Annotated in this window: 17 protein-coding genes, 1 tRNA gene and 2 pseudogenes; 7 read left to right on the plus strand and 13 right to left on the minus strand. The window is 73.1% G+C overall.

The window, feature by feature from the left end:
- Positions 1-11: 11 nt before the first annotated feature.
- From ACI8AA_RS07365 to ACI8AA_RS07380, 4 genes are read right to left on the minus strand one after another with little or no spacing between them, the layout of a single operon-like run.
- Complete coding sequence (locus ACI8AA_RS07365) at positions 12-830, minus strand: phosphocholine cytidylyltransferase family protein (protein WP_457043838.1); 819 nt, start codon at positions 828-830, stop codon at positions 12-14.
- Entirely contained in the window at positions 817-1,944 is a 1,128-nt protein-coding gene (locus ACI8AA_RS07370) for a CDP-glycerol glycerophosphotransferase family protein (RefSeq protein WP_457043839.1), read from the minus strand. Before ACI8AA_RS07370 ends, ACI8AA_RS07365 begins: the two co-directional genes overlap by 14 nt.
- On the minus strand, positions 1,941-2,720 hold the full coding sequence (locus ACI8AA_RS07375; protein WP_457043840.1) for an HAD family hydrolase: 780 nt from the start codon (positions 2,718-2,720) through the stop codon (positions 1,941-1,943). The genes ACI8AA_RS07370 and ACI8AA_RS07375 overlap by 4 nt, the downstream gene beginning before the upstream one ends.
- The gene (locus tag ACI8AA_RS07380) at positions 2,717-4,270 is read right to left on the minus strand and encodes a mannitol dehydrogenase family protein (RefSeq protein ID WP_457043841.1); all 1,554 of its coding nucleotides are present in this window, start codon (positions 4,268-4,270) and stop codon (positions 2,717-2,719) included. Before ACI8AA_RS07380 ends, ACI8AA_RS07375 begins: the two co-directional genes overlap by 4 nt.
- A 565-nt stretch (positions 4,271-4,835) precedes the next feature.
- Here ACI8AA_RS07380 and ACI8AA_RS07385 point away from each other — a divergent pair.
- Together ACI8AA_RS07385 and ACI8AA_RS07390 are read left to right on the plus strand one after the other, a co-directional pair.
- Complete coding sequence (locus ACI8AA_RS07385) at positions 4,836-5,693, plus strand: M23 family metallopeptidase (protein WP_457043842.1); 858 nt, start codon at positions 4,836-4,838, stop codon at positions 5,691-5,693.
- A gap of 93 nt (positions 5,694-5,786) precedes the next feature.
- Positions 5,787-5,859: transfer RNA gene (locus ACI8AA_RS07390), tRNA-Ala, on the plus strand.
- 197 nt (positions 5,860-6,056) lie between these two features.
- On the opposite strand, the pseudogene ACI8AA_RS07395 reads toward ACI8AA_RS07390, so the two are convergent.
- The 3 genes and pseudogenes from ACI8AA_RS07395 to ACI8AA_RS07405 form a co-directional block, all read right to left on the minus strand.
- A pseudogene (locus ACI8AA_RS07395) lies at positions 6,057-7,082 on the minus strand (tyrosine-type recombinase/integrase); the annotation flags it as partial.
- Positions 7,083-7,155: 73 nt separating this feature from the next.
- Positions 7,156-7,389 (minus strand): annotated as a pseudogene (locus ACI8AA_RS07400) (helix-turn-helix domain-containing protein); the annotation flags it as partial.
- 251 nt (positions 7,390-7,640) lie between these two features.
- Positions 7,641-7,850 carry a hypothetical protein gene (locus ACI8AA_RS07405; protein WP_457043843.1) on the minus strand — a complete coding sequence of 70 codons (210 nt, stop codon included), beginning with the start codon at positions 7,848-7,850 and terminating at the stop codon, positions 7,641-7,643.
- A gap of 439 nt (positions 7,851-8,289) precedes the next feature.
- Here ACI8AA_RS07405 and ACI8AA_RS07410 point away from each other — a divergent pair, with 439 nt between their 5' ends.
- Both ACI8AA_RS07410 and ACI8AA_RS07415 read left to right on the plus strand, forming a co-directional pair.
- Positions 8,290-8,694: a VOC family protein gene (locus ACI8AA_RS07410; RefSeq protein WP_457043844.1), complete on the plus strand. Its 405-nt coding sequence runs from the start codon at positions 8,290-8,292 to the stop codon at positions 8,692-8,694.
- Positions 8,691-8,972 (plus strand): winged helix-turn-helix transcriptional regulator, encoded by a 282-nt coding sequence (locus ACI8AA_RS07415; protein WP_457043845.1) that lies wholly within the window; start codon positions 8,691-8,693, stop codon positions 8,970-8,972. The genes ACI8AA_RS07410 and ACI8AA_RS07415 overlap by 4 nt, the downstream gene beginning before the upstream one ends.
- Before the next feature lie 159 nt (positions 8,973-9,131).
- On the opposite strand, the gene ACI8AA_RS07420 is transcribed toward ACI8AA_RS07415, so the two are convergent.
- From ACI8AA_RS07420 to ACI8AA_RS07445, 6 genes are all read right to left on the minus strand, one after another.
- Positions 9,132-10,598: a kelch repeat-containing protein gene (locus tag ACI8AA_RS07420; protein WP_457043846.1), complete on the minus strand. Its 1,467-nt coding sequence runs from the start codon at positions 10,596-10,598 to the stop codon at positions 9,132-9,134.
- A 681-nt stretch (positions 10,599-11,279) separates the two neighbouring features.
- Positions 11,280-12,440: a glycosyltransferase gene (locus ACI8AA_RS07425; protein ID WP_457043847.1), complete on the minus strand. Its 1,161-nt coding sequence runs from the start codon at positions 12,438-12,440 to the stop codon at positions 11,280-11,282.
- 845 nt (positions 12,441-13,285) lie between these two features.
- Positions 13,286-14,284, minus strand: a complete 999-nt coding sequence (locus ACI8AA_RS07430) for a Gfo/Idh/MocA family protein (protein WP_457043848.1) — start codon at positions 14,282-14,284, stop codon at positions 13,286-13,288.
- A gap of 653 nt (positions 14,285-14,937) precedes the next feature.
- The gene (locus ACI8AA_RS07435) at positions 14,938-16,260 is read right to left on the minus strand and encodes a DUF2254 domain-containing protein (RefSeq protein ID WP_457043849.1); all 1,323 of its coding nucleotides are present in this window, start codon (positions 16,258-16,260) and stop codon (positions 14,938-14,940) included.
- Between the two features lie 177 nt (positions 16,261-16,437).
- Entirely contained in the window at positions 16,438-17,451 is a 1,014-nt protein-coding gene (locus ACI8AA_RS07440) for a response regulator transcription factor (protein WP_457043850.1), read from the minus strand.
- A gap of 243 nt (positions 17,452-17,694) precedes the next feature.
- A complete protein-coding gene (locus tag ACI8AA_RS07445) occupies positions 17,695-18,450 on the minus strand; it encodes a type 1 glutamine amidotransferase domain-containing protein (RefSeq protein WP_457043851.1) in 756 nt (251 codons plus the stop codon).
- Between the two features lie 594 nt (positions 18,451-19,044).
- Between ACI8AA_RS07445 and ACI8AA_RS07450 the strand changes: the two genes are divergently transcribed.
- The 3 genes from ACI8AA_RS07450 (at position 19,045) to ACI8AA_RS07460 (ending at position 22,043) form a co-directional block, all read left to right on the plus strand.
- Entirely contained in the window at positions 19,045-20,193 is a 1,149-nt protein-coding gene (locus ACI8AA_RS07450; RefSeq protein ID WP_457043852.1) for a zinc-dependent alcohol dehydrogenase, read from the plus strand.
- 16 nt (positions 20,194-20,209) lie between these two features.
- A complete protein-coding gene (locus tag ACI8AA_RS07455; protein ID WP_457043853.1) occupies positions 20,210-20,812 on the plus strand; it encodes a hypothetical protein in 603 nt (200 codons plus the stop codon).
- Between the two features lie 382 nt (positions 20,813-21,194).
- A complete protein-coding gene (locus ACI8AA_RS07460) occupies positions 21,195-22,043 on the plus strand; it encodes an aldo/keto reductase (RefSeq protein ID WP_457043854.1) in 849 nt (282 codons plus the stop codon).
- Positions 22,044-22,167: the final 124 nt, after the last annotated feature.

Consider the following 22,167-nt stretch of genomic DNA (forward strand, 5'->3'; position numbering starts at 1 on the left):
GGCCGGTCCGGCTAGGCGGTGCCGTCGGGGACCGGGTGCAGGTGCGGGCGGGCGCCGGAGAGCATCTCGTTGGCCCGGTCCAGGTCGGCCTCGAAGTCGACCTCGACGGCGGCCCAGCGCGAGATGTCCACCGGGCGGAACCGCAGACCGGCCTCGATGATCGCCGTCTCCATGCCGCGCTCGAAGTAGTCCTGGTCGGCGCAGCCGTCGAGGTGCTCGACCAGCACGGCCTTGTCGGCGGAGGAGACGTGGTTGATGCCCACGGCCTCGCCCAGGCCGCCCGTCACCGTCTTGGACAGCTCGGCGATGAAGCCCTCCCCGTCGAGGGTGTACTTGACCTCCTCGTCGGCGACGGTGGAGGTGTCGACGCACACGAAGCTCTCGTCGGCCTCCAGCGCGGGCACCACGGCCTCCAGCACGGCGGCGTCGAACACGACGTCGCCGTTGAGCCACAGCACGCCGCCCTCGCGGGTGGTCCGCAGGCCGCGCAGCAGGCTCTTGGAGGTGTTGGTCCGCGCGAAGTGCGGGTTGTAGGCGAAGCGCAGGTCGGGTGCGGCCTGCATGAGCAGCTCGCACTGGAACCCGACGACGGCGGTGACGTCGACGGCGGGGCCGAGGACCTGCGCGAGCGTGTCCAGCTGGCGGTGCAGGATGCTGCGGCCGTCCACCAGCGGCGTCAGCGGCTTGGGCAGCGGGCGCCCCAGCCGGGTGCCCATCCCGGCGGCCAGGATGACCACCTGCGGCGGGAAGGGCTGCGTGCGGGCGGCCGGTCGGGCTGCTCCGGTCCTGCGGCCGGGTACCCGGGTCTGCACGAGGTCAGCGATGCGCACTGTCGTCCCCTCCTCGGGTCGGGGCAGCCGCGCCGGCGGGGCCGCCGGGCGGGAAGAACAGGTCGAGGACGCGCCCGGTGGCGTTGCCGTCCTCCAGGGCGGTGTAGGTCTCGCGGAAGGACCGGTAGCGGTCGGCGTGCTCCGCGGTGACGGCGTCCAGGTCGGCGAGCGCGTCCACCAGCTCCCCGCTGGTCGTCACGATCGGCCCGGGCGCGACCTGCTCGAGGTCCATGTAGAACCCGCGCAGCCGGTCGCGGTACTCGTCGAGGTCGTAGGGGAACAGCAGGATCGGCTTCCCGGTGACGGCGAAGTCGAACATCGTCGACGAGTAGTCGGTGACCAGCACGTCGGCGGCCAGGTACAGGTCGCGGATGTCCGGGTACGACGAGACGTCCTGCACCGGCATCCCGTCGATCGACTCGAGCCGGTCGGAGACCATGTTGTGCAGCCGCAGCAGCAGCACGTGGTCCTTGCCGAGCCGGTCGGTGAAGTCGGCGAGGTCGACCGGGAAGTGGAAGTCGCGCTCCCCGGTGCCCTCGAAGACCAGGTCGTCGCGCCAGGTGGGGGTGTAGAGGACGACGCGGGCGTCGTCGTCGATGCCGAGCCCGGCCCGCACCCGCGCGCGCACCGCGTCCCGCCGGGGGCTGGAGAGCAGGTCGTTGCGGGGGTAGCCGGTCTCGTGCACCGGCCCGCGGAAGCCGAAGGCCTGGCGGAACCGGCCGGTGCTGTAGGGGTTGGGGGAGAGCATCGCGTCCCAGCGGGCGATGTCGTGCTCCAGGTAGGCCAGCCGGCCCTCCGGCGCCCAGAGGACGTCGTTGTGGATCCGCTTGAGCGGGGTGCCGTGCCAGGTCTGCAGGTAGAAGGCGCCCGGGCGCTTCTCCCAGTCCAGCGGCACGTGGTCGTTGGACACGACGACGTCGGCGGCCTCGAGCGCGGCGATGCTCCCGGGGCTGCCGAACGGGACGGTCTCGACGTCGGCCGGGAAGGCGGACTCGGCGACCGGCGCGGTCAGCCACGTGTGCGTGACGTCGTCGCCGCGGGCCACCAGCGCCTCGTAGACGGCGCGCGGGCTGTCGGAGAACAGGCCGCGGAAGCTGGTGTAGACGATCCTCATCGACCACCTCCGGTCAGGACGGGCAGCAGCAGGTCGGCGAGCTCCTGCCAGGACGAGACGACGGCGAGCACGCCGGCCTCCTCCAGCGCGGCCTCGCGCTCGGCGCGCTCGGCGGGCTGGACGAACAGCAGGTTGCCCACCGTGGGACAACCCGCGCGGACCGCGGAGAGCACCCCCGGGACGGAGTCCTCCACGGCGAGGCCCTGCTCCGGGGCGATCCCCAGGCGCTCGCAGGCGTACAGGTAGACCGCCGGGTCGGGCTTGCTCGTGGGCACCGGCAGCGAGTCCTCGGCGCTGAACCGGGCCGACGGCGGGATGAGCCCGTCCAGCTCCGTGGCGGTGAAGCAGGCGGCCAGCCGGGCCAGCGCGCTGGAGCTCACCGCGGCCAGCCGCAGGTGCGGGGCGAGCGCGGTGAGGGCGGCGCTGGTCGGCCCGTGCGGGCGCAGGTGCTCGCCGAGGTGGGCGGTCACCGCGCGCTTCTCCTCGGCCACCCACGGCTCGACGTCGACCTCGGGGCGGCCGGCCTCGGCCGCCAGCCGGTGCGACGTCGTCCGGAAGTTCATCCCGGTGGTGGCCAGGCGCAGCTCCTCCGGGGTGAACCGGCGCGCGTCGCCGAGCTCGGCGAGGAAGCGGTTGGTGACCTCGGCGGAGGCGACGAAGGCCGGCTCCTCGGAGGGGAACAGGTTGCCGTCGGCGTCGCAGAGCAGCGCGGTCAGGCCCGCGACGACGTCGCGGGGGAGGACCGCGGCCGCCCCGCCGGTGCGGGGCGCGCTCACCGGGCGCTCGCGGCGGTGGCGGCGGCGACGGTCTGGCGGACGCCGTCGCACCGGAGCCGGCGCACGGCGCCGGCCAGCTCGTCGGCGAACCCGGGGACCGAGCCGAGGTCGCCGAAGACCGATTCGTCGGCCAGCAGGAGGCGCGGGTCGTCGCCGCCGGCGCGGGCCAGGGCCTGCAGGTGCGGCCCGCGGTCGTCCTCGATCGGCAGCGACCGGCCGTGCTCGTCGACCCGCTGCAGGTACCGGACCCAGCCGGCCAGGGCGAGGGTCAGCAGCGCGTGCGGGCGGTCCTCGGCGAGGGCCTGGCGCAGCGAGGGCAGCAGGTGGTGCGGCAGCTTGGTCGACCCGCGGCGGCACAGACGGGACAGCCGGTCGGCGATCGCCGGGTTGGCGAAGCGCTGCAGCAGCGTGGCCTTGTACTCGAACAGGTCGATGCCCTCCGGCACGGGGATCAGCGGGGTGACCTCGTCGTCCATGAGCCGGGCGGCGTACGCGGCGAACACCGGGTCGTCCATGAGCACGTCGATCCGCTCGTGCCCGGCCAGCGTGCCGAGGTAGCCGAGCGCGGAGTGGCTGGCGTTGAGCAGCCGGGTCTTCATCAGCTCGTGGTCGGTGACGTCGCGGACGAACCGGACCCCGACGGCGTCCAGCGGCGGCCGGCCGTTGCAGAAGGAGTCCTCGATCACCCACTGGGAGAACGGCTCGGTGAGGACCGGCCAGCGGTCGTCGACGCCGTACCGGCGGGCGAGCGCCTCGCGCTCCTCGGGCGTCGTCTGCGGGGTGATCCGGTCGACCATGCTGCTGGGGAAGGCGACGCGGTCGGTGATCCACCGGGCGAGGACCTCGTCGCGCAGCGCGGCGAACCCGGTGACGGCGGCCCGGGTGGCGTCGCCGTTGCGGTGCAGGTTGTCGCAGGAGACGACGGTGAACGGCGCCGCGCCGGCCCGGCGGCGCCGGTCGAGCGCCTCGACGAGGAACCCGAAGACGGTGCGCGGGGCGCCGGGGTGCGCGAGGTCGTGCCGGACGTCGTCGTCGGGGGTGAAGACGCCGGTCGTGGGGTCGAGCAGGTACCCGGCGTCGGTGATCGTCATGGTCACCACGCGGGTGCGCGGGTCGCGGAGCCGGTCGAGGACCGCGGCCGGGGCGTCGGGGGCGAACAGGTAGTCGGTGAGGACGCCGACCACCCGGGCGCGTTCGCCGTCGGGGCTGCGCTCGACGACGGTGTAGAGGTTGTCCTGCGGTGCGAGGGCCTCCCGCAGCCGCCGGGCGCGCAGGCCGACGCCCACGACGCCCCACTCCGTGGAGATCCGTTGCTGGGCGACCTCGTCGAAGTAGATGAGCTGGTGGGCGCGGGAGAACCCGCCCACGCTCAGGTGCACCACCGACGGCGTGAGCGACGCCCGGTCGTAGGTGGGGACGGTGAGCCGGGCCCCGTGCTGCTCGAGCGTCGCCGCGGTCAGCGGCCGGACGCGGCCGACGGGCAGTGCCGTCGGCTGCGCGGCCGTGCCGGCCCGCGGGAGGTGCCGCGGGGAGCGCTCGGGCTGTGCCATCGAGGCATCGGTCCTTCCTGTCCGTGCTCGGCCGGCGCACGGCCGGCCGCCCGCGCGCAGCGGGGAACGATCATGGGACCACGCCGGGGTTCCCGGACGCACATCGAGGGGCGCACCTCGAGGGGCGGACGGGCTCGGCGGGGCGGTGCTGCGGTGGGTCGCGCCGGTGGGTCGCGACGACGCCCGCGAAACGTGGGCACGCGGGCGTCGGCGGGGCCGGCGTCGGCCCGGCGGTCTCGTCGGACCGGCGCGGGCTGCTGCACACCGGAAGACCGGACATCCCCACGCGGTCGCCGTCCCAAACCCACCCTGCCACTCGTGACACAGCGCACACGGCGTGTCACCGACGGACACGCCGCACTCCGGGTCACGGCGAGGTCACGGTGTGTTTGGATCGATACAACTCGATCGGGCCCGGACGGGCCGCTTCCCACGAGCGAGCGGGGTACGCGCCTTGGCCAGTCACCGGAGTGATGCGGGTCTGCTGACCCGTCCCGTCAGTGGCTCCCCCGCGGCGGTGCCCGGTCCCCGGACCGGCGACCCCCGGAGCGCGGCGGACCACCCGGTGTCCCCGCTGCGCGGCTTCCCGCCGGTCCGCCCCGCCGTCGTCCCGGTCCCGCGGTCCGCTGCCGAAGCCACCGCCGACGTCCCCGCGCCGGCCACCGCCGCCCTGCCCGTCCCCGCCGCGGCCGCCGAGCCCGCGACCGCCACGCTCCCCGCGCCGCGCGCAGGCCGTCGCGGCCTGCGCGACCGCCGGCCGCAACTGCTGCTCGCCGCGCTCGTGGCCGGCGCGATCGGCGCCGGGGTCGTCGGGGTGCCCGGCGGGTCCGGGGCGGAGTCCGGGTCCACGCCGGTGCTCGGTGCGCAGATGGAGCTGGCCACCGGCGAGGAGTCCCTCGAGGTCATGCCGATGGCCTCGATCACCGAGGCGGAGGCGCAGGCGCGCCTGCAGGAGGTCGCGGCCAGCCGCGCCGAGCGGGCCGCGGCCGAGGCCGCTGCGGCGGAGGCCGCCCGGGAGGCGGCGCGGCCCAAGGCCGTGCTGCCGGTCGACGGCGCGCGCTTCACCAGCGGCTACGGCTCGCGGTGGGGCACCTTCCACTACGGCATCGACCTGGCCGCCCCCATCGGGACGCCGGAGTACGCGGCCATGGACGGCGTCGTCGTCCGGGCCGGCGCGGCCAGCGGCTTCGGCCTGGCCGTCTACGTCCTGCACGAGAACGGCGACGTCACCGTCTACGGCCACATGGAGGAGATCCTCGTCGAGCCGGGCCAGTACGTGGAGGCCGGCGAGACGATCGCGCTGCTGGGCAACCGCGGCCAGTCGACCGGGCCGCACCTGCACTTCGAGGTGCACCGGGGCGGGATGAACGGCCGGAAGATCGACCCCGTGCCGTGGCTGGCCGAGCGCGGGGTCGAGGTCTGACCGCGACGCGCGGGACGACCCCCGCCGCAGGGGGCCGTTCCGGACGTCGTATAGTTCTGTTCGGCCCGAGAGAGACCGGGCGGGCCGAGGAACGGGGCTGTGGCGCAGCTGGTAGCGCACCACACTGGCAGTGTGGGGGTCAGGGGTTCGAGTCCCCTCAGCTCCACCCGTGTGACCAGGCCGTTCTCCTTCGGGAGGACGGCCTGAGTCGTCCCTGGTTGCAGTCGTGGTTGCAGTTGACGCCGGTGTCATGAGCAGCACGGCGCCCATGCGGTCGGCGGCCTCGCGGGCCAGTGCCGGCATGACGTGGCTGTAGATGTCCATCGTCGTGCGCATCTGGCTGTGGCCCAGCAGCTCCATGACCACCCGCGGGTGGACGTTCTCGCTGAGGAGCCGGGTGGCGGCGGTGTGCCGCCCGTCGTGTAAACGGACGTGGCGGACGCCGGCGGACTGCAGCAGCCGCCGCCAGTCGTCGTAGTCGGCCTTCTCGTCGATCGGTCGGCCGTTCGGCTGGGCGAAGACCAGGTCCTCGTCGTGCCACTCCGAGCCGGCCAGCATCCGTTCGCCGTTCTGGGCGGCCTTGTGCCGGTGCAGCTCGCTGACCAGGGGCAGCGGCGGGGCCAGGGTGCGGTGGCTGCGCTTGCTCTTGGGTTCCTCGTGGACCAGCCCGCCACCCCGGACGCGGTGGATGCTGCGCCGGACGGTGAGGGTGTTGTCGAGCAGGTCGACGTCCTTCCACTGCAGCGCCAGCGCCTCGGACTGGCGCAGCCCGAGGGCGAGGGCGACAGTCCAGCGGGCGGAGTTGCGGACGCGCGGCGCCGCCTCCAGCACCGCGCGGGCCTCGGCGAGGTCCAGGGCGGTGGCGACGTCGCTCGGGCGCTGGGCGGGCGGGTCGACGAGGGCGGCGACGTCGCGCGGGACGTGGCCGCGCTGGACGGCGACGGTGAGGGCCCGGGACAGGATCCGGTGGTGGCGCAGCACCGTGGCGGGGGAGTAGCCGGCGTCGAGCAGGGCCGTGTAGAGCTGGTCGAGGTGTTCCGGCCGCAGCCGGTCGAGACGGTTCCTGCCGATCCCGGGAACGAGGTGCCTGCGGACGGCGGACTCGTAGCTCTCCAGCGTTCGCCGGCGCACCCGGCGCGGCGCGCTGGTGGTCAGCCAGTGTTCGAGCCACCAGGCGACGGTGGGGGTGGAGGTCTCGCCGACCGTCCCGGTGTCGCGCCTGCGTTCGAGCTCGCGGACCTTCGCGACGACGACGCCGCGGGTCTTGCTGCTGACGTGCCGTCGGTCGGGTCTGCCGTCGAGCCTGAAGCCGACGGAGACGTAGCCGTGCCAGCGCCCGTCGGCGCCCTTGTAGATCGTCGACTCGCCGTTCGACGCGCGTCCCGCCATCGGCTACCCCTGGGTCGTGGGCCAGGAGCTCAGTCTGGCCGAGCGTTCGGACACGGACGGGCTCGCTGTGGACTCACGCCGCATCGGGCGACGTCGGATCGAGTTCGCGGAGACCTGGCTGGTCCGCGGCACTCCGGCCGCGCGCCGACTGACGAGCGGGCATGGTGCGGGGAGCCTCCAGTCCGCGGACGTAGCGCTCGAGCTCTGCCCGCGAGAGGCGGCAGCTCCGGCCGATGTGGACGGGCCGCAGCTCGCCGGCCTTCATCAGGGCGTAGAGCGTCGTCCTGCCGATTCGCAGCACCTGCGCGGCTTCCTCGGCGTCAGCAGGATCGGGTCGGCCGGCAGTACGTCCCGGAGTGGCTGGGGATCAGCCGTGTCGTCCGCCTCCACCCTGTTGCCGGATTCTGCGCCTGCTGCGGCGGCCTGCTGGGCGACGGTGGGGGAGGAGCCTCCCGTCGATCTCCAGTCCTCCTGACAGGAACGCGGACCGGAGATGACTCCCGGCGTACTGGAGCTCGCAGCCTCGCCCCGGTACTGGAGACCTCCCGGAGGTCGTCGTCAGCGCAGGTCCGGGGCTCCGGTCAGACGCGCACGCTGCCGATAGACCTGCAGCACGGGCTCGAGCGCCCGGGCCGGGCCGGGTAGGTCGCGGTCGTACACGCGGCCGCCCTCCAGCTGCCCGGCCAGCTCGCCGAGCAGCCGCGGCCAGTCTCGGCGGGTCGGGGCGACGGGAACGCGGACCTCGACGCGTCGCTCGACGACCTCCACCGCGGAGCGGCCGGAGGCGGCGGCTCTAGTCTGCTCCCAGGCGCGGTGTCGGCAGGTGGCTCAACACCACCTGGGGATCGGTCCACGGCTCCTCGAGGTGATCAGTCCACCGCACCACCCACAGGTCTCCGCCGCGGTCCGTCGCTCTCGACCGGCTAGCCCAGCGTCAGGCGCCCGTGCGGCCTTGGTGGCCGGCGTCTGCTCCGGCCGTTGGCGCCGCCGGGACTTCTTCGCTGCAGCGAGCCGGTGATTCGTCCACGGCCGCGACCGCCCGGTCACCGTCGGCATCAGCGGTTCCATGCGGGACCACGTCGTCACAGACCTCCTGCCGCGTCACCGTTCAAGACTCACCTGGCCGTAACGAAAGCTCCCAACACGGCCCAACGTGAGCGCGCGGCCGGGACTTGACGTCGCACTTGCATTTTGCAAGTGTCGCCGCATGAGCCTGTTCATCACCTGCCCGGTCGAGAACGTCGAGCGCGCCACCGCCTTCTACACCGCCCTCGGGTGGACCCTCAACGCCGAGATGTCCGATCACAACGTGTCCTGCTTCGCGATCGCGCCCGAGCAGTACGTCATGCTCGGCAGCCGCGAGATGTACGCGAGCGTCGGCGGCGTCGAGGAGCTGGTCGGCGGACCCCACACGCCCTCGAAGGTCACCGTCTCCTTCGACCTGGGCAGCCGCGAGGCGGTCGACGAGCTCACCGAGCGCGCCGGCGCCGCCGGCGGGCGGATCGGTGACACCGACGACTACCCCTTCATGTACCAGCGCCAGTTCGACGACCTCGACGGCTATCACTACTCGCCGTTCTGGATGAAGCCGGACGCCGATCCGACCGCGTGAGCGACCTCGCCGCGGCCCTCGACATCGTCGGAGCCCGGTGGGCACTCCTGATCGTGGAGCGGCTGCTCGACGGGCCGCAGCGCTACGGCGATCTGCAGCGCGACCTCGGAGTGCCGACGAACATGCTCGCGACCCGCCTGCGCGAGCTCGAAGCGGCCGGCGTACTCACCCGTCTGCCGCTCCATCACAACACCCGGGCCTACGCGCTGACCGATCGCGGGCTTGCCTTGCGCGCGGCGATCGTCGCGCTCGCCCGCTGGGGCGCCGAGCAGGCCTAGGTGCGGCGCGGAATCGCGATGCGCTACCAGGGGCTCAGCCGTGACGGGGCCTGTCTCATCGTGGGCCGCTCAGAGACGCCGTGCTGAGCATCCGCGCGGACTCGACCGCCCCGGGCGGTCGTCGCCACCCGTGCATTTCTCGGCGACCCGTGCACGTGTTCAGGTGGAACTGAATGTCTCCGCGGACCCGGCAAGGGCGAACGGAGGCTCCACCGCGCCTCCACCAGCGAGCAGGACGCGTCCGTCGGCGAGCAGGGCCGTTGCGGGAGACGAGCGGGCGACGCGCATGTCGTTGGTCCGGGTCCACGTGCCTGTCCCTTCGTCGTAGAGCTCGGCGTAGGGGACCGGCCCCCAGTCGTCGCGTCCACCGGCGATGAGGATCCTGCCGTCGAGTAGCGGCACCAGGTCGAATCCGCTGTCTCGGCCGAAGACCAGGTTCCCGGTCCCTTCCCAGGTCCCGGTGGCGACCTGATAGACCTCGGCGCTGCTCAGCACGCTGCTCGGCGCGCCCGATGGGCTGGAGCCGCCGGCGACCAGGACGTCGCCGCTGGGTAGCCGGGCGATGCCGGGGCAGCACACGTCGTCGTCCGATCGCGCGACGCTCATGGCCCCGGTGACGGTCCAGGAGCCCGTGGTGGGGTCGTACAGCTCAGCGCTGGTGAAGCCGTCCTGTCCGGCGTCTCCCCCGACGACGAGGACGCGGCCGTCGAGCAGCCGGGTGGCGCTGTGCTTGGTGCGGGCCGTCGCCAGTGATCCGGTCGTCGACCACTGAGCGGTGGCCGGGTCGTACAGCTCGGCGGAGGCGAGTGCGGCGAACCCGGTCGGAGTGCTCGTGCCACCGCCGGCGACGAGAACTCGGCCGTCGGCAAGCAGCACGGCCGTGTGCCCGTCCCGGGGCGAAGCCATGGGGACGGTCGGCGTCCACTGACCGGTCGCCGGCGAGAAGAGTTCCGTGGTCGCCAGCGGTGTGAACGGAGCAGAAGTGAACCCGCCGGTGCGCAGCACCCGGCCATCGGGCAGCAGGGTGAGCCCGAAGTGGGACGCGACGGCGCCGATGGCCTCCGCCGACGTCCAGGTGGACGTTGCCGGGTCATAGACCTCGCAGGTCGACAGGTTCGACCCGTTCGCGCCGGGGACCACGCCGCCGACGACGAGCACCCGGCTGTCCTGCAGGCGCACGGCGGTTGCCCGTTCGCGATCGGTCGGCATGGGGGTCGACAGTGCCCACCGGTTCCCCGGTGTCGGCGCCTGAGGCGTCACGGGAACGGAGGGCGCCGACGCCGGGCCGGCGCCGGCGCCGTTCACCGCGGTGACGGTGAACGCATAGCTCTGGCCGTTGACCAGACCGGTCACGTCGGTCCGTCCGAACGGTCCTGCCAGGCGGACCTCGCCGTCGGACCCGATGACGACGTGATCGGTGACCTGTGCGGCACCGTCGCCGTCCGACCAGGTGAGGCGAACGCTCGCCGGGCTCGCGATCGCGCGCAGCTCTGTCGGCGCTGGAGGCACCGCGAGCACGTCCGCGGCGGCGACGTCGGCGGCGTCGGCGGCGTCGGCAGGACCGCCCGAGATTCCTGATGTCATCGGTCCCCCAGGCTGCTCGTCCGAGCGGCGGTGCCGCTGCACGGAAACGGATCCTCACCGCGCCCGTCGGTTGCACTTCCTCGAGCGAGACCACTGCCGGACCCGGAGCGCTGCCTGTGGTAGCGAAGCGATCGGCCCCACCGCGACGCCGCCGACAGCTGTCCGAGCGTGCGCCCGATGCCGTCACGGCGGCATCACGTCGATGTCACGTGTCAGTCCTGATGGCACATCCGACAGCGACACAGCCAGCCGGTGCGTCGACGAGTTCTGTGCTCCACTGCGACGAGCAGGGGGCGTCTGCGCCTCCCGCGCAAGCCTGCCCCGTGCTGCTGCGGAGAGCGGCCATACGAGCAAGCGCCCGGCGCTGGGACTGTTGGTCCCTTCGCCAGGGGAGGCTCCGGCACGGTGGCCGGGAATCCGGGAGCCGCTCCCTCGGACGCTCGACGTCCGCTCGGTCCCGCTCCGCCGACGTGTCCCACACTGGGCCGCTCAGGAATGGACGGTCATGGCCGATGAAGCAGCCTGATCGACATCTTCCGGGTGGTCCATGCCGCGCGTTCCGGGTGCTCCGTGCCGTGCGGAGATGCTGATCGTTCCGGCGGCCGGCGGCCGGCGGCCGGCGTGCGCGTGAGCCGCCTCGGGCTGCGCTTCTCCCAGTGGGTGAGCATCCGCCCTTGGCCACCGCTGGGGACCACCGGTCCGACCAGCCACGCGCCGCTGCAGCTATGGGTCGGCTGTGAGCCCTCGGAGGACCGGGGCGGTCTCGCTGGGCCCGGGCATCTGATCGATCTCCTGCCGCAAGCGGCCGGCCCGCGCGGCGAACTCAGGAGTGGCCAGCAGACTTGCGGCCCGGTCGGCCACGGTGTCGGCGGTGACCTCGTCAGGCGACAGCACGACCCCCGCCCCAGCGGCAGCGACGTTGGCCGCGTTGACGGCCTGGTCCGGCAGGGCCTGCGGCAGCACCATCTGAGGGCGTCCCCGCGCCAGGCACGCGAGCGTGGTTCCGCTGCCCCCGTGGTGGACGACCAGATCCACGTACTCGAGCAGAGCCGCCTGCGGGACGAAGCGCTCCACGCGGACGTGCTCGGGCAGGGGCCCCAGAGCGCTCGGGTCGCTGTTGGGACCGACGGCCACCAGGACGTCGGCGTCCAGCGCGGCCAGGCCTCGGGCCGCCGTGCGCAGGACGGGCAGGGCGAGGAACGGCACCGTCCCGAGGGTGAGATACACCAGTGGGCGGGATCGGGGCGCGGTCACCCACGCCGGCATGGAGATCCCGAAGTCGTTCCAGGGCACCGGCCGCAGCGGAACGACGGGGAGCGGGGACACCGGCGGGCTGCGGTGCAGACCGGGCGGATAGATGTCGAGGTACCGGGCTCCGAGGACGGCCGTTCCCTCAGGCCGAGGGGCCTCCGGCATGGGCCAGTGCTGAAGCAGGGTGTCGGCAAGGCGCTCGTGCACCTGCCGGGGCAGCGGGCCCAGACCATGGCGGACGACTGGGATCCCGGCGACGGCGCCGGCCACAGCCGCCCCAAGGTTGGCCTCGTCGTACACCAGGAGATCCGCTCGCGCCCGCGTCACGACGTCGACGAGCTGGGGAGCCGTGGTCGCCGGCAGCACCTCGGCGAACAGCGCGTTGCCCAGACGCCACCGCTCAGCCGGCGGCATCTCCGCAAGCTGAGGCCGCGTCCGGAACAGTTCGCGACGAGCCCCGGCGACGTCACAGGCGAAGTCCTCGACCCGCCAGCCCAGAGCCCGCATGGCTGAGGCGAGCGGGTCGGCTGTCGCAAGCACGACGTCGTCGCCGGAATCACGCAGCGCGGTCGCCAGTGGCATGAGCGGATACAGATGGCCGAACGCCGGCAGTGCGGCGAGGAGGACCCGCATCCGGTGACGCTAGCCGGTCACAGGCCCTGGACGACCACCCTGACGTCCGGCCCAACCACGCTGGTGGCCGCGCACGTGCACAGCCCGTGGTTGAGGGGCGGGGCACAGGTGGTGTCCCTCCAGCCGCGATCACCGCAGGGATCTGTCCCTGAGTGGGCCGCTTGAGGACAGACCCAGCTCCGCGCCGGACCGGTCCTTGGCTCATCTGACCCAGCCGGCGAGGAACCCGGCGAGTTGGTGGGAGGCGTGGCGTTCCAGGGCCTCGCCGGTGATGTCGTAGCTCCCCAGGGTGTTCCCGGGCGGGCGTGGCGCAGCAGGCGCTGCACGTCGCGCAGTGGGATGCCGTGGCTGAGCCCCACGGTGCCGACCGTGCGGCGCCACGCTGCGCAGCCACAGCTCGACGTCGGCACGCCGCGCCGCCAGCGGGTCGATGCCGCGGCCGGTGCACCACGGCACCCAGCGGGGCAGGTACGTGGCGTAGGTCCGCTGCGTGCTGGGCTTGTAGCGCGACAGCCACCAGGCCGCGAGGTCATCCCAGGCGGCATGGCCCGAGGCCGGCAAAGTGGCAGGACGCCGCGGCATGGCGCACCTCCGTCACTGTCAAGAGAAGCGCGCCTGACACCCCCCGCTCGGTCGGTCATGGGCAGAGGTCGGGCCCGAACAACGCGAAAGAGGGGCACCTGTCGCCTACCGGACTGAGCACTGCGAGCGGCAGCGAGTGCTACGCGCAGGTGTCCTCAAGCGGCCCACTACGGGACACGTTCGGGGTGTCCGAGCCAGGCCGACTGGGCCCGCGGATTGATTGCTCCACAGCATCCTGTACCCGAGCGCCTTGGCGCGCCAGGCTAGACAGGAGCGGTAGGGGTGGGGCGCGGGTCGAGCCCGGCCGCGCGGTAGATCGAGTCGAGCACACGCATCTGCGCCAGCGCGGCCGAGGCGTCCGTCGGGACCGACCCGTCGCCGCGCACCGCGTCCCGAAACGCCTCCAGCTGGTAGTCGTAGGTGGACCGGCGAACGGGGCGCTCGATCCGCACCCCCGCGGCCCCTCGGACTCGGATCCGCGCGACCCGCAGCTGAGGGTGGTACGGGCTGATGACCCGCATGCGCCCCGCGTCGCCGACGACGTCGAGATGTGAGTCGATCAGGCGACGCGACCACAGTGACGAGAGCACGGTGGCCCGGACGCCGCCGTCGAAGAGCAGTCCGGCGTCGACCCGTCGATCGATTCCGTTCGGCGCCGTAGCGCGCGCCCAGGCCACCTCCGGCTCCGAGTCGAAGAGCTCCCGCAGCACCCGCACCGGGTAGTAGCCGACATCGAGGAGGCCGCCACCGCCGAGCGTCAGGTCGTAGCGGATGTTGCCGCCGGGCGGCAGCGGGACGGCGAAGGCGGCGGCGGCCGTGCGGATCGTGCCCAGCTCCCCGGACGCCAGGATCGCGGCGAGTCGCTCCAGCGCGGGGTGGTAGTGCGAGTGGTACGCCTCCATGACCACGCATGAGGACGACGAGGTGGCCTCGAGAACCTCCTCAGCCTGGGCGGCGTTCGCCGTGAATGGCTTCTCGCAGAGCACGTGCTTCCCGGCCGCGACGGCCGCCAGGGTCCAGCGCCCGTGCAGAGCCGCCGGGAGCGGCACGTACACCGCGTCGACCGCGGGGTCGGCGAGCACGTCGTCATACGTGCGGTGCACGCGCGGGATGCCGTTGCGCTCGGCGTAAGTCGCTGCTCGTGCGGGGTCACGGGCCGCGAGCGCGACGACCTCCACGCCGGCGACCCTCCGGCTGGGCCCCAGCAGCGCCATCCGCACGATCCGAGCCGCACCCAACACACCGATGCGCACCGCGTCCATCTGCACTCCGCAGCACAGGGATGTCCACCGAGTGGCACGGCAACGCTAGACCCACCGGCGGCCTGTACACCAGCGATTGCAGAACTCATCGAGCCGCGCGGCGGTGCGGGGCAGCCCACATGAAGCATCGCGCCGATCCGGTCAGCGCCGACACGGGTCGGAGTGTCTCCAAGGCCGCCTTCAGTGACACGCGGGAGCGGTGGGCGCGCCGCCAGGGTCGGCCGCAGCATGCAGAGGCAGCTCCCGGTGGTGGCAGTCCTGGTTGCAGTTGCCGTGAACCCATGGCCGTTCGCCTACGTCCGCTGTTGTCTCGGAACAGCGTGATCGTGCTGCTCAGCGGCTTGGTGCGGACTTCGGCTAACGTCCGTAAACGCGATCATGACGGCCTGGCAGTGGGGGGGCAGGGGTTCGAGTCCCCTCAGCTCCACCTCGATGACCAGGCCGTTCCCCCTCGGGGAACGGCCTGAGTCGTCTCTGGTCGCAGTCGTGGGCGCCGAAGTCGTGCGCATCTGCCTGTGGCCCGGCTGTTCCCGCCCAGGAGCGACGTGGCGACGGTGTGCCGGCCGTCGTGCGGCCGGACGTGCGACAGCGCCGCGTCGAGGCGGAGGTCCGGCTCCCGACACCGACGACGGTCGGGCCGTCGCCTGACCGGCTCAGTGCGGTGCGCGAGCCGACCGAGGTCGCGGCGCGGCGGTGACGTCGGCCCCCGACCCGATGCCCTCGGTGTCCGGGGTGAGCGCTGCGAGGACGTCCTCATCGTCGTCGTGGGCGCGGCGGACGGCGGCGGTCAGCAGCCGGAGCTGGCGGTCCAGCGGCTCCTGCCGGTCCGGCGGTGCCACGGACTTGAGGTCGGCCAGCGCCGCGCACACCTTCCGGGTCACCTGCGGCTCCGACGCCCCCGCCAGGCGGATCTCGTCGAAGGCCAGCCGGACGTAGCCGTCCCAGCTGACGGTCCGCTCGAGCAGGCGCACCACGCCGTCCTCGTCGCGGTGTTCCCCGCAGGGCAGCGGGCGGGCGGCGATCTGGCGCAGCAGGTCGTGCAGCCGGTGCAGCGCCTGGACCGTCGTCGTGGGGTCGTTGAACGGCTGGGCGATCGACCGCACCGCGATGTCGACGAGCTTGCGGAAGCCGTAGGCGAGGTCCTCGGTGTGCACGCGCTCCGGGCCGAGCAGGACGTGGCGGGTGACGTCGGTGTCCCGGAGCCGACCGGCCGAGGGGCCGTCGGCGCTCACCGGCGACCGGGTGTCCGGGTGCACCCGGAACAGGGGCGCGCCGCCTACGACGAAGTCCCCGATGACGGGGACCAGCTCCAGCACGCAGTCCGCCCGCCGGGCCGCGGCGACCAGCGCCGGGCGGTCGACGCGGACCACGTTGCCGGGCCGCGCGGCGACCATCTCGTCCGGGCCGCCGGTGACGGCGGGACGCTCCCCGTGCTCGCGGACGATGAACTCGCGGCTCCGGTCGCCGACGAGGTCGATCAGGCCGGCGACCCGCAGGCCCTGGCCGATGTGGTGCACGAACAGGACGAGCACGACGATGCTGGCGAGCATCAGGAGGTAGCACAGCAGCATCGACAGCCCGGGCACGGTGCCGGTGTCGGAGCCGCGGATCTCGCGGAGGGTGAGCACCGCGACCAGGAAGCTCGCGCCGAACAACCCGATCGCCAGCTGGCTCCACCGGTCGGTGAGCAGCGCCCCCACGATGCGGGGCGAGAACTGCCCCATCGCCAGCTGGACCGCGACCAGGGTGACCGTCAGGACGAGGCTGGTCAGCGACACCATGGCGGTGGCGAAGGAGGACAGGATCGTCTGGGCGTCGGACGGCGTCCCGGTCAGGCTCTGCGGGACGAGCCGGTAGCCCGTCGCCTGGTCCACGGCGAGCGTTCCGACGACGAGGAGGGCGCCCGCGGCCAGGCAGCCGATCGGCAGCAGCCACAGGCTGGTGCGGACGAAGCGCTGGAGCCGCAGCCAACTCATGCGCTGGAGACCTGCGGGCCCGCCGCCCGGGTGGACGACTCGTACGTGGTCATGCTCTCCCCTCCGGGTGGACGGATGCGCTCGTGCGGACGCGCCCGACCCGGCGACCTCGCGGACCGCCCGGTCCTCCCATGGAACCGAGGCCGACGGGGGAGCACCATCGGCAGAACGCCCGATTCAGGCCCGGCAGGGCGACGGGAGCAGGGGCACGTAGAGGCCCTCGCGCTCGGCCCGCACCGCGGCGAGCGTCCTCGTGGGCGCATCGAGCTTGACGAGGATGTGCTCGAGGTGGGCAGCGACCGTACGCGGGGCCACGACCAGCGCGCGGGCGATCTGCTGGTTGGAACACCCGTCGACCAGCAACCCGAGCACCTCGAGCTCGCGCGGCGTCAGCCCCCGCAGGTCGGTGACGGGGGAGAGGACGACCGCCCCGAGCAGGTGCCCCGATGCCTCCGCGGGACTGGCCAGGACGGTCGCGCGGACGTGCCCGTCCGGGGCGTGGCGGCCTCCGCGCGGCCAGAGGAAGGACGCGAACACCCGGCCGTCGTCGATGCACGAGCGCGCGATGGTGACGACGGGCGATCCCTCGGCGAGCAGTGCGTCGCCGCCGAGGCCGGGCAGCGGGCGGGTGGCGCCGTCGCGGCACAGCACCGCGCCGGCGGCCGCCCCCCGCACCACCCGCGCCGCCGCGGCCAGCGAGCGCAACGGGTCGATGCCGTGTGCCAGGACAGGGGTCATCTGGTGCAACCGGCGCCGCACGACCGGGGAGGGTGATTCCTTGCCGCCGTAGAGAAGCGCGAGGAACCCGACGTGGCGCCCGCCTCTGTCGAACAGCGCAACGGCCAGGGCCTCGTGGAGGCCGGCGGGCATGAGGCACTCGGCCCACGTCGGCAGGTCTGCGGCCGGGTAGGGCAGGTCGGACACGCTCAACGGAGGGCGGGCGCGGTCGGTCCCTGTCACCTCGATGTCGTGCGCCATCTTGGGACCACCCAAGTACTCGAGAGCGCGGTGATCCAGGTCGGTGCTGGCCACGCACGTGTAGCTGCTGCTCATCGGCTCGGCGAGGGCCAGCCACGCGGCGTCGAACGGCACGAGGCGGCGAAGGCTCTGCACCATCTCTTCCGAGCGTTGGGGAAGAGGGCTGGTCGAGGCGGCGACCTCCGCCAGTTCGAGGCCCGCGGTCTCGGTCATGTGCGCTCCCGGGACCGCGACCGCGGCAGACACGCTGTCTGTTCAACGCTGCCGACGCCTGACCCCCGTGCGCCCGAGTACCGCGAAGCGGGACGGAGTAGTCCCGTTCCGGATGACGAAAGTGTCGCAGTTGTCTGCGGTGCCGGGTAACGGTGCCACCGACGGGGGTGCACCGCGGAGCACCGGCGGGGTCGTGGAGGTGCGCCGCCTCGGGTTCTTCCTCAGCCGCCGCAGGCGCGGACGTCACCCGGCACGACCTGCCGCCCGGGTCAGCCGGCTCTGCGCAGCCGGGCTGTGCAGGGTGCGCTGGGCGGCAGCGGCCAGGCCGATGCCCACCACGGCGGCGGCCGACGGCTTCGGTGACCATCGCAGCGCGGCGATGGCCCAGCCGACGGGCGCCTCGCGTTGCGGATCGGACTCACGACGCGGTGCTGTCGTCGCCGGCTCCGGTGACGCCTTCGCGAAGGCATCGAGCATCCCGGGGATGAAGGCGGCCATGTCCTGGGGCCCTCTGCTGGTGGTGAGGTTCCCGTCCCGGACGAGCTCCTGATCGAGCCAGGTGGCACCGGCGCTCACCAGGTCGTCGCGGATCCCGGGCCAGGAGGTGAGCGTCCGTCCGTCCACGAGTCCCGCCGATGCGAGCACCCACGGTCCGTGACAGAGGGTGGCGATGGGCTTGTCGCTCGCGGCGAACGCGCGGACGAACTCCCGTGCCGGGGCGGACTGCCGGAGGAGGTCGGGATTGATGAACCCACCGGGCAACAGCAGGCCGTCGTAGTCGCCGGGATCGGCTTCGTCGATCGTCTGGTCCACGCGGACCCGGCTGGCCGGCATGTGCAGGTTCACCCCGCGGATGCGTCCGCGCCGCAGGGACACGACGTCCACCTCGGCGCCGGCCGCCTTCAGGGCTCGTAGTGGAACGACCAGCTCGACCTTCTCGAAGCCGTCGGCCGCCAGGGCAGCGAGCCTGCGGCCCTTGAGCCAGCGTCTGGTGGGCATGTCGTCCCCCTGGTGCTCGATGGCGCAGAGATGACGGAGATCCCCTGGCAGCGGATGCCTCGATCAGGGCCGTCACGGAGTTGCTCTCACCCGGCCGGCTGCTCGGCGGTGAGCCACTTACCCGCGCCTGACAGCCGGACACGTTCCCGGGCGGACTGACGCGCGACCGGTCCGTCGTCCTGCTCCGACCGGCCGGAGCACCCGGCTGATCACGGTGAACGACATGTGGGCTCACGGCAGGTCCGCGCGCCGCCGGTGCCGCCGTCGGAGACGGCTCGGGCAGCGCGTTCGGGACGACGTCCGGCTCGGTGTCGGCCCGCGCCGCGCAGACCGACCTCGCGGGGCCGGCACGGCCCGGCAGTGCGGTCAGCTCTCAGCGGTGTGAACGTCTGCGCCCGTCAGAGCGGGACCGGGGGGACGTCGGGCATTGGTAGATCTGCCGATCTTTCGGCGGAGCGACGCGTGCAGCCCGGGTTGGGGTGGCCCCGGTGGGACGGCCGACGCAGAGTCGGGGGGCCGGTGAGCAGAGCCGGCCGCTGGGCGCCCCGTGGTGCTCTCAGGAGCCCCGGGGCCCGCGCGCCAGGAGGCGACCGGATGCGAGCGATGGTGTACCGAGGTCCCTACAAGGTCAGGATGGAGGAGAAGCAGCGGCCGAGGATCGAGCACCCCAACGACGCCATCGTGCGGGTGCAGCTCGCCGCGATCTGCGGCTCGGACCTGCACCTCTACCACGGCATGATGCCGGACACCCGGATCGGTCACACCTTCGGCCACGAGTTCATCGGCGTCGTCGACGAGGTCGGGTCGTCCGTGCAGAACCTGCAGGTCGGCGACCGGGTGATGGTGCCGTTCAACATCTTCTGCGGCACCTGCTGGTACTGCGCACGAGGTCTGTACTCCAACTGCCACAACGTCAACCCGAACGCCACCGCCGTCGGCGGCATCTACGGCTACTCGCACACGACCGGGGGGTACGACGGCGGCCAGGCCGAGTTCGTCCGCGTGCCGTTCGCCGACGTCGGCCCCTCGAAGATCCCGGACTGGATGGCCGACGAGGACGCCGTCCTGCTCACCGACGCGACGGCGACCGGCTACTTCGGCGCGCAGCTCGGCGACATCGTGCAGGGCGACGTCGTCATCGTCTTCGGCGCCGGGCCCGTGGGACTGGTGGCGGCGAAGTCGGCCTGGCTGATGGGCGCCGGCCGGGTCATCGTCATCGACCACCTGGACCACCGGCTGGAGAAGGCCCGCACCTTCGCCCACGCCGAGACGTACAACTTCACCGAGTACGGCGACATCGTCCTCGAGATGAAGAAGGCCACCGACTGGCTCGGCGCCGACGTCGCCATCGACTGCGTGGGCGCCGAGGCGGACGGCAACTTCATCCAGCACGTCACCTCGTCCAAGCTCAAGCTGCAGGGCGGCTCCCCGGTGGCGCTGAACTGGGCGATCGACTCCGTCCGCAAGGGCGCGACGATCTCGGTGATGGGCGCCTACGGCCCGCTGTTCAGCGCCGTCAAGTTCGGCGACGCGATGAACAAGGGCCTGACGATCCACACCAACCAGGCCCCGGTCAAGCGGCAGTGGCCGCGGCTGTTCGAGCACGTGCGCAACGGCTACCTCAAGCCCAGCGAGCTGGTCACCCACCGGGTGCCGCTCGAGGACATCGCCGAGGGATACCACATCTTCTCGGCCAAGCTCGACGGAATCATCAAACCCCTCGTCGTCCCGACCGCGGCGTGAGCGACAGGAGAACCCGATGACGTACACACCGCACAAGCCCCCGATCGCCGACTCGCCCGACGAGCTGAGGAAGCGCATCCCCGGCTGGGGCGTGGACCTCGATCCCAAGGACCGGCCGTCGGTGCCGAAGCTGCAGTTCCAGGAGGACTTCACCGGCGCGCACTGGGAGTTCCCGGAGCGGCAGCCGGAGAAGTACCCGCGCGAGCGCTCGGTCGAGCACGGGATGCTCACCCCGGTCTTCGGGACCGCCCAGCCGCCGTCGGGCGTCGCGGGTGTCATCCGTCGCTACGCCTACCACTACAGCGAGGGCCGCACGGCGCACTGGCTGCTGCTCGTCCTCGCCGACCGGGTGGATGCGTGGGAGCACCACCTGAAGTCCTTCCTCACCCTCCGCCCCGACAACCCGATCACCGAGACCGGGGTGAAGGCCGAGTTCACCCACCACGGCCTGCGGTCGCGGGTCGGGCAGCACCGCACGGACCTCAAGCACCAGGTACTCGACCCGGTGATCGTCGGTGGTCCGTGGATCGCCGCGGCGGGGGCGGTCTACGCCGGTGCCCGGAGCGTGTCGAGGTCGCTGGCGCACGTCGGGTCCGACGGGCACCGGCCGGTGCACTGAACCGGTGACGGCTCGCCCAGGGAGACGGACGGACCAGCGCGACCTGGGGAACGGCATGCCGTCGGACGGGTGCCGAACGGGCCGCCCACCCCGCGGTCCTCGGGGCCGCGCCCGCCCGGTCCCGCCCCGCGCGACGCGGGGTGGGGCCGGTGTGCGGGGGCGCCCGCGAGCTGCTCCGGGTGGACACCGCCGGGCAGGTCCGGTGGGGCCGGGGCGACGCGGCCGGCGGCGTGCGCGACGCGGCGGTGCGGCCGGTCGGTGAACCGGTCACGGCCGCTGCCCTGACCATGCGTTCCGGCCGGCTCGTGGCGGCCGGGAGCGGTTTCGCCTGCTCATCCCGGACGGCGCGGTGCGCGTCCTGCTGGACCTGGAGGAGCCCCGCATGACCGCATCCACGATGCGCACCGTGTCCCTGCCCGACGGCACCGCCGCCCCGGCCCTCGGCATGGGCACCTGGTACCTGGGTGAGGACCCCGGCAGGAACGACGCCCAGCTGGACGCCCTCCGCACGGGCATCGACATCGGCCTGACGCTGGTCGACACCGCCGAGATGTACGGCGACGGCGCCGCCGAGGAGCTCGTCGGCCGGGCGATCGCCGGCCGGCGGGACGACGTCTTCCTGGTCAGCAAGGTGCTGCCGCACCACGCCACGCGCCGGGGCACGGTGGACGCCTGCCAGCGGAGCCTCCGCCGACTGGGCACCGACCGCCTGGACCTGTACCTGCTGCACTGGCGCGGCCGGGTCCCGGTGGAGGAGACCGTCGCCGCCTTCGAGTCGCTGGCCTCCCGCGGGCTCATCCGCTCCTGGGGCGTGAGCAACCTCGACGTCGCCGACCTCGACCAGCTGGTCGGGCTCCCCGGCGGCAACCGGGTCCGGACCGACCAGGTGCTCTACAACCTCGGCCGGCGCGGCCCCGAGTACGACCTGATCCCCTGGTGTCGCGGCAGGCGCATGCCCCTGATGGCGTACTCGCCCGTCGACCACGGCCGGCTCCTCGAGCACCGGGCCGTCCGCGACCTGGCCGCGGAGAAGGGGGTCACCCCGGCCCAGCTTGCCATCGCGTGGGTGCTGCGGCTGCCCGACGTGTTCGCCGTCGCCAAGGCCTCGACCCGCGCGCACGTCATCGAGAACCGCGCGGCGCTGGAGATCGACTTCAGCCAGGCGGAGCTGGAGCAGCTCGACCGGCTCTTCCCCCCGCCGTCGGAGAAGGTCCCGCTCGACGTCCTGTAGGACCGGCCGACGAGCCGGTCGCGAGGGCCTGCCCCACGATCCCGCAGCCGGCGGGTTCCTCGTCGTGACGGAGGAGCTCGGCCGGCGCCGAGCAGGACGGCGGCCCCGCAGTCAGTGACTGCGG

It is taken from the genome of Geodermatophilus sp. SYSU D01180 (genome assembly GCF_054050415.1).